The 6,126-nt window shown below is 31.3% G+C and carries 5 protein-coding genes; all 5 read right to left on the bottom strand.

Annotated features, from left to right (window positions below; genetic code table 11):
• Positions 1-202: 202 nt before the first annotated feature.
• Positions 203-1,045, bottom strand: a complete 843-nt coding sequence (gene repA, locus CINFORN2912_RS02075; RefSeq protein ID WP_075434266.1) for a plasmid replication initiator RepA — start codon at positions 1,043-1,045, stop codon at positions 203-205.
• 160 nt (positions 1,046-1,205) lie between these two features.
• Positions 1,206-2,756 carry a 2-isopropylmalate synthase gene (gene leuA, locus CINFORN2912_RS02070; protein WP_075434264.1) on the bottom strand — a complete coding sequence of 517 codons (1,551 nt, stop codon included), beginning with the start codon at positions 2,754-2,756 and terminating at the stop codon, positions 1,206-1,208.
• 152 nt (positions 2,757-2,908) lie between these two features.
• Positions 2,909-3,514 carry a 3-isopropylmalate dehydratase small subunit gene (gene leuD / locus CINFORN2912_RS02065; RefSeq protein WP_075434263.1) on the bottom strand — a complete coding sequence of 202 codons (606 nt, stop codon included), beginning with the start codon at positions 3,512-3,514 and terminating at the stop codon, positions 2,909-2,911.
• 31 nt (positions 3,515-3,545) lie between these two features.
• On the bottom strand, positions 3,546-4,943 hold the full coding sequence (leuC, locus tag CINFORN2912_RS02060; RefSeq protein WP_075434261.1) for a 3-isopropylmalate dehydratase large subunit: 1,398 nt from the start codon (positions 4,941-4,943) through the stop codon (positions 3,546-3,548).
• Positions 4,943-6,040 carry a 3-isopropylmalate dehydrogenase gene (leuB, locus tag CINFORN2912_RS02055; RefSeq protein WP_075434259.1) on the bottom strand — a complete coding sequence of 366 codons (1,098 nt, stop codon included), beginning with the start codon at positions 6,038-6,040 and terminating at the stop codon, positions 4,943-4,945. The genes leuC and leuB overlap by 1 nt, the downstream gene beginning before the upstream one ends.
• Positions 6,041-6,126 lie beyond the last annotated feature (86 nt).

Below are 6,126 nucleotides of genomic sequence, written 5' to 3'. Positions count from 1 at the left end.
CATTTATTTTTTTTAGCTACTTGCATCTAATTATTTTTTAAAAAAAAAATTTTTAAAAAATTTTTTTTTTTAAAAAATAATTATGAAAAGCTTTAAAATAAGTTTTAGAATGACAAAATAGAGAAATTTATAAAAAAGAAAATCCTGTGCACTTAAGCACATAAAGAAAGAAGTGTGATTAATTCAGATTACATTTTTTTTATTATGGAGCGGAGTTTTTAGCTAATTTTCTTAATTTAAAGTATTCACAGTTTACCTTTCTCTTTAAATTTTCTAATCCAATACTACATAACTCTTCAATAGAATACTGTCGAACTAAATGCTTTAAAATATATGAACGAGCATGTTTTTCTTCGAGCTGTAAAATTTTCATCGCTCTGTTTTTTTGTTTTTTAAAAACTCTCTTAGATTTTCTAAAATGTAAAGCTGAATACACGTGTTTTTCTTTTGCTTGTCGCTCAGCTTCAAAAAAGGTTATCGCAGATTTTCCTTGTTTCTTTAATTGATTATTTATCCATTGTAATTGTTTTTTTCTAACGACTTCTAACCTAGCTTGGGAGATATTAAAAGACATAAAAAAAAGTGGTTTTAAAGAAATAATTTTAGGAATATACATTCCTAAAATTTTATCCCAAATTTTTTGACAACTAAGAAAACCAATTGGTTCCATAAAATGCGTAATGAGACGAGAGGCCCTTGTTATAGATTTGTTGCCTGCCTTTGACAGTGTTGATAGCCCGCACGCGTCAGATAATTGTTCTACAGATGCCATAACTAATGTAGAGGCGATATTAAAATGATACAACATAGCTTGAGCCATAGCTCTTAATGCTCTTGCACGATGTTCATTTAAACGCCTTTTTCTTGGTACAACGCATCCATTTATAGGATTTTGTAGTTGGTTGGTATAACATACTTCGTTACGCGCAACATCAGTTTCTGCCGCGCATTTCATTGCATATCTAATAAACGCAGGACGTTTTTTCCGGTTGCGCGGAGGAGTGAATTGAGGGTAAGGATTATTTACATATTTTCTTTTGAACATAATTATACACCAAAATATTTATGGATAAAAATACGGATTTAACAAAACTACAAAATCGTTAAATTAATTAGCAGGCTAATTCTTTATAAGGTTAGACTGCTTTTTTTTTAATTACACCTATTTCTCTAAAAATTATTTTTTTACTTTAATGTTTTTTTAATTATTGTTTATTTAAACGCTTTATTTCTTTATCTACTTGTGTTGATTTCCAGATATAATTAAGAGCATTGACCATAGCTTGGGCTGAAGCTTCGATAATATCTGTTGCTAAGCCTACCCCATGAAAATTACGATTTTTATATTGAACCACAATATCAACTTTGCCTAAAGCATCTTTTCCTTCACTGTTAGCGGTTAAAGAAAATTTTTTTAACACTAGAGGGTATAAAGTAGCTTTATTTAAGGCTTGATAAATTGCATCCACCGGTCCGTTACTCGTTGTTGCTTTTTGAATATTCGTTTGCGAACCGCAGATTAACACGATAGAAGCAACGGATAAACCAGATAATTTAGATTGTACATCAAAATATTCTAATTTATAATATTCCTCAGTGTTTTGTTGTCTTTTAAAAAACGCTAACGCTTCTAGATCATAATCAAAGATTTGTCCTTTTTTATCAGCAAGCTTTAAAAAGTCAGTGTATAGTTCATTTAAATTAAAATCATTTTTTTGATACCCCATTTCTTTCATACGATGTTTTACAGCCGCTCGACCTGATCGAGATGTTAAATTGAATTGACAATGATTTAAACCAATATTTTTGGGATTGATAATTTCATAATTTTCTCTGTTTTTTAGTACTCCATCTTGATGAATTCCAGAAGAGTGTGAAAAAGCATTTTTACCAATAATTGCTTTATTGGATGGAATAGGCATATTACAAAATTGACTTATAATTTTACTGGTTTTATAAATTTCTTTTAAATTAATATTAGTTCTCGTACGCAAAATATTTTCATGTACCTTTAAAGCTAGAATAACTTCTTCTAGAGCGGCGTTTCCCGCGCGCTCACCCAACCCATTCATCGCTCCTTCTATCTGACCAGCTCCCGCTTCAATAGCGCTAATAGAATTGCCGACAGCCATTCCAAGATCATTATGGCAATGTACAGAAATAATTGTTTGATGTATATTTTTAACGCGCTCAAATAATGTACTAATTATATTTTTAAATTGAGTAGGAGTAGTATACCCCACTGTATCTGGGATGTTAACCGTAGTAGCTCCGGCATCAATGACCGCTTCAACAATTTGACATAATTTTTTCAATGAAGTCCGGCCTGCATCTTCGCACGAAAATTCAACATCATCAGTATACCTCTTTGCTCTCTTGATAGAAGCAATTGCCATATCGGTAATTTCATTAAAACTCTTTTTTAATTTAGAGGATGTATGCAACTTTGAGGTACCTAAAAAAAGATGTATCCTAAAGTCTGTAGCCGGTTTCATGGCTTTTGCAGCTGCGTCAATATCTTGGGGTAAGCATCGCGCTAAACTACATATTCTGCTGTTTTTAATTATTTTCGAGATAGATTGTACAGACTCAAAATCTCCAGGTGATGAAATTGGAAAACCTACTTCCATGACATCTACTCTCATTTGCTCCAAAGCTAATGCGATTTGTAATTTTTCATTTGATGTTAAGCTAGCCTGCAGCGCTTGTTCGCCGTCACGTAAAGTTGTATCAAAAATGATAATTTTTTTCTTCATTTATTTATATTCCTTGAATTAATAAAAATATTTTTTTATGGTAATAATCAAATCTATTAAATAATATTTATCGTCCTTCAGAAATTTTTATTCATTTATATAAATCTGAAGGAAGATGCAGATAGACCCCTAATCATCAAAATAAAATTGAACTAAAAAAAATTATATTCTTTCTTTTTTTTTTCATATAATTCTATTTTATCTTTATGCTTTAAGGTGTAATCAATATTATCAAAACCATACATAATTGATTGCTTATAAATTGGATTAATAAAAAAAGGAATTGTATATTTTCCAATAATAACTTTTTCTTTTAATAAATTTATCATACAAATAGTATTTTTATTTTTTTTGATTAAAATGAATAATTTGTCTATTTCTTTTTCAGGAACAGTAATTAACAATAATCTGTTGTTTAAAGCATTATTTAAAAAAATATCAGAAAAACTATGAGCAATAATTGCTTTAAATCCATAATCCGTTAATGCCCAAACCGCGTGTTCTCTTGAAGAACCACAGCCAAAATTATTTCGAGTTAACATAATGCTAGCATGTCGATAATTATTTTGATTCAGAATAAACTTAGAATTCTCGATATTTCCTAAAGCATCTAAAAATCTCCAATTAAAAAATAAATATTTTCCAAATCCAGTTTTACTAATTTTTTGTAAAAATTGTTTTGGGATAAGTATATCAGTATCAATATTTGATGCATCTAAAGGAACTATTGTTCCAGTATGTTGAATAAAATTTTGCATAATAATAATATTGTCTTAAAATGGTTTATGATTAAATATCGTTAACATTAACAAATTTTCCATATAATGCTGTCTGCGCCGCTAGCCAAGGACTCATTAAATGCGTTCTTCCTCGAGGACCCTGTCTGCCTTCAAAATTTCTGTTACTAGTAGATGCGCATCTTTCTTTTGGCTTAAGTTGATCTTCGTTCATTCCCAAACACATAGAGCATCCAGGATATCTCCACTGAAAACCAGATTTTTTAAAAATTTTATCTAATCCTTCTTTTTCTGCTTGTTTTTTAACTAGCCCAGAACCAGGCACGATTAATGCTTCAACAGTGCTGGCAACAAATTTATTTTTTACAACATCAGCTACGATACGCAAATCTTCAATACGAGAATTAGTACAAGACCCAATAAATACCTTATTAACCGGGATTCCTATCAAACTTGTTCCAGGCTTTAGACCCATATAATCTAATGCTTTTTTTACATCTTCTTGTGAATGACTTTCACTGAAATCTTGTAAACGAGGGATGTTTTCATGAATAGATATGACTTGAGCCGGATTGGTGCCCCATGTAATTTGAGAAGATATTCTCGAAACATTTATAGAGATATTCTTTTCAAATACTGCGTCTGTATCAGATTTTAGTGTACTCCACTTTTTTGTATATTCTCTCCAAGAGCGGTCTTTAGGAGAAAAATTTTTGTTTTTTAAGTATCTGTAGGTAGTCATATCAGGTTGTATGAGTCCTGATTTAGCTCCCATTTCAATAGCCATATTACACACCGTCATGCGGCTTTCCATGCTCATCTGCTGAATAACGGGACCCTGAAATTCAACCACATAACCAGTTCCTCCCGAGGTTCCAATTTGACGGATAATATTTAGAACAATATCTTTGGAATATACGTTTTTTTTTAAATTCCCGTACAGATATATCTTCATATTTTTCATGCGATTTTGCGATAGTGTTTGCGTAGCTAAAACATGTTCAACCTCGGAAGTGCCTATGCCAAAAGCTAGTGCTCCAAATGCTCCGTGAGTAGATGTATGTGAATCACCGCAAACAATAGTCATTCCTGGCAATGTCATTCCTTGTTCTGGTCCAACAACATGGACAATACCTTGATTTATATTTTTTATTCCATAGCATGAAATATCGAACTCTTTACAATTTTTCATTAATGTTTTCATTTGTATTTGTGCCATTTTTACAGACAAACTAATGTCTCGAGATGTGGTGGAGACATTATGATCCATAGTCGCAAATGTTTTCATGGGCTTGCGTACAATTCTATTTTTTAATTTCAGGCCGCTAAAAGCTTGAGGAGAAGTGACTTCATGAATTAAATGTAAATCGATATAAATAATAGGGGTTGTATTTTTATCTTCATAAATTAAATGCGAATTAAATATTTTTTGATATAGAGTAGTTTTCATTATTGTATGATCTCAATTAAAGTCTCTGCAATTTTTGTGCCCATTTGATCTGTTGTGATATAATTTTTACCATCTGAAATATCTAATGTACGATACCCTTTCTTTAAAGTTCTTAGAACTGATGACTCAATATATTGAGCAATTTTATGCTTTCCTAAAGAGTATTCAAATAGTAGAGACAGGGAAAGAATCTGGGCAATAGGATTTGCTAAGTTTTTATCCCTTAAACTCGGAGCTGATCCTCCCGCGGGTTCAAATAAACCAAAGGAGTGGTCGTTTAAGCTTGCCGAAGGCAGCATACCGACAGAACCTGTTAAAATTGCACATTCATCGGACAATATGTCTCCAAACAAGTTTGAGCATAACACAACATCAAAATAATTAGGATTTTTAATAATTTGCATTGCAGCATTATCTACATATAAGTGATGTAATTCAACGCTTGGATATTTCTTTGAAACTTTTGTAACAACCTCTCTCCAAAGAACAGAGCTCTCTAGAACATTAGCTTTATCTATTGAAAATACTTTTTTTTTTCTTTTTAAGGATAATTTAAAAGCAATATTTGCAATTCGTTCAATTTCTTTAGTTGAATAAATTTCTGTATCAAAGGCAGATATGTTTTCTTTATCTATTGTATTTCTTCCCTTAGGTAAGCCAAAGTATATTCCTCCGATTAACTCACGAATACACAAAATATCAAAACCATTTTCTACAATCTCTTTTCGCAGCGGAGATAGTTGTTTTAAAGCACGATTTAACTTTATAGGCCTTATGTTTACAAATAAATTAAAAAATCGTCTGAGAGGAAGAAGCGCGCCTCTCTCGGGCTGTTTGTCGTGAGGTAGGCACGCCCACTTCTCTCCTCCTATTGAACCAAATAAAATAGCGTCAGATTTTATACATCCATCTAGTGTTCTCTTTGGTAAAGGTGCCCCAAATTTGTCAATGGCAATACCGCCGATATCAAATTCCTCTGTATGTATTTTTAAATTAAATTTTTTATTTAAAATTTCTAAAACTTTGCATGCTTCTGCCATAACTTCCGGGCCTATACCATCTCCGGGTAAAATTGCTATATTGAATGACTTCTCCATTTTTTTTCTCTTTTTTACGAAATTAAAATTTTTAAAAAAAAATATTTTTTTTATTAAAGTATACTATATAAAATATATTTTTTTTC

The sequence above is a fragment of the Buchnera aphidicola genome, assembly GCF_900128725.1.
In the GTDB taxonomy this organism is placed as follows: Bacteria; Pseudomonadota; Gammaproteobacteria; order Enterobacterales; family Enterobacteriaceae; genus Buchnera_F; species Buchnera_F aphidicola_K.
The sequence above is the reverse complement of the archived record's forward strand: the minus strand, read 5'-3'. Positions and strand labels throughout refer to the sequence as shown.

Excerpts from the sequence above, each read along its gene's own strand:
- leuC (WP_075434261.1), bottom strand. The coding sequence starts at position 4,943 with ATGAAAACTACTCTATATCAAAAAATATTTAATTCGCATTTAATTTAT.
- leuA (WP_075434264.1), bottom strand. The coding sequence starts at position 2,756 with ATGAAGAAAAAAATTATCATTTTTGATACAACTTTACGTGACGGCGAA.
- leuD (WP_075434263.1), bottom strand. The coding sequence starts at position 3,514 with ATGCAAAATTTTATTCAACATACTGGAACAATAGTTCCTTTAGATGCA.
- leuB (WP_075434259.1), bottom strand. The coding sequence starts at position 6,040 with ATGGAGAAGTCATTCAATATAGCAATTTTACCCGGAGATGGTATAGGC.
- repA (WP_075434266.1), bottom strand. The coding sequence starts at position 1,045 with ATGTTCAAAAGAAAATATGTAAATAATCCTTACCCTCAATTCACTCCT.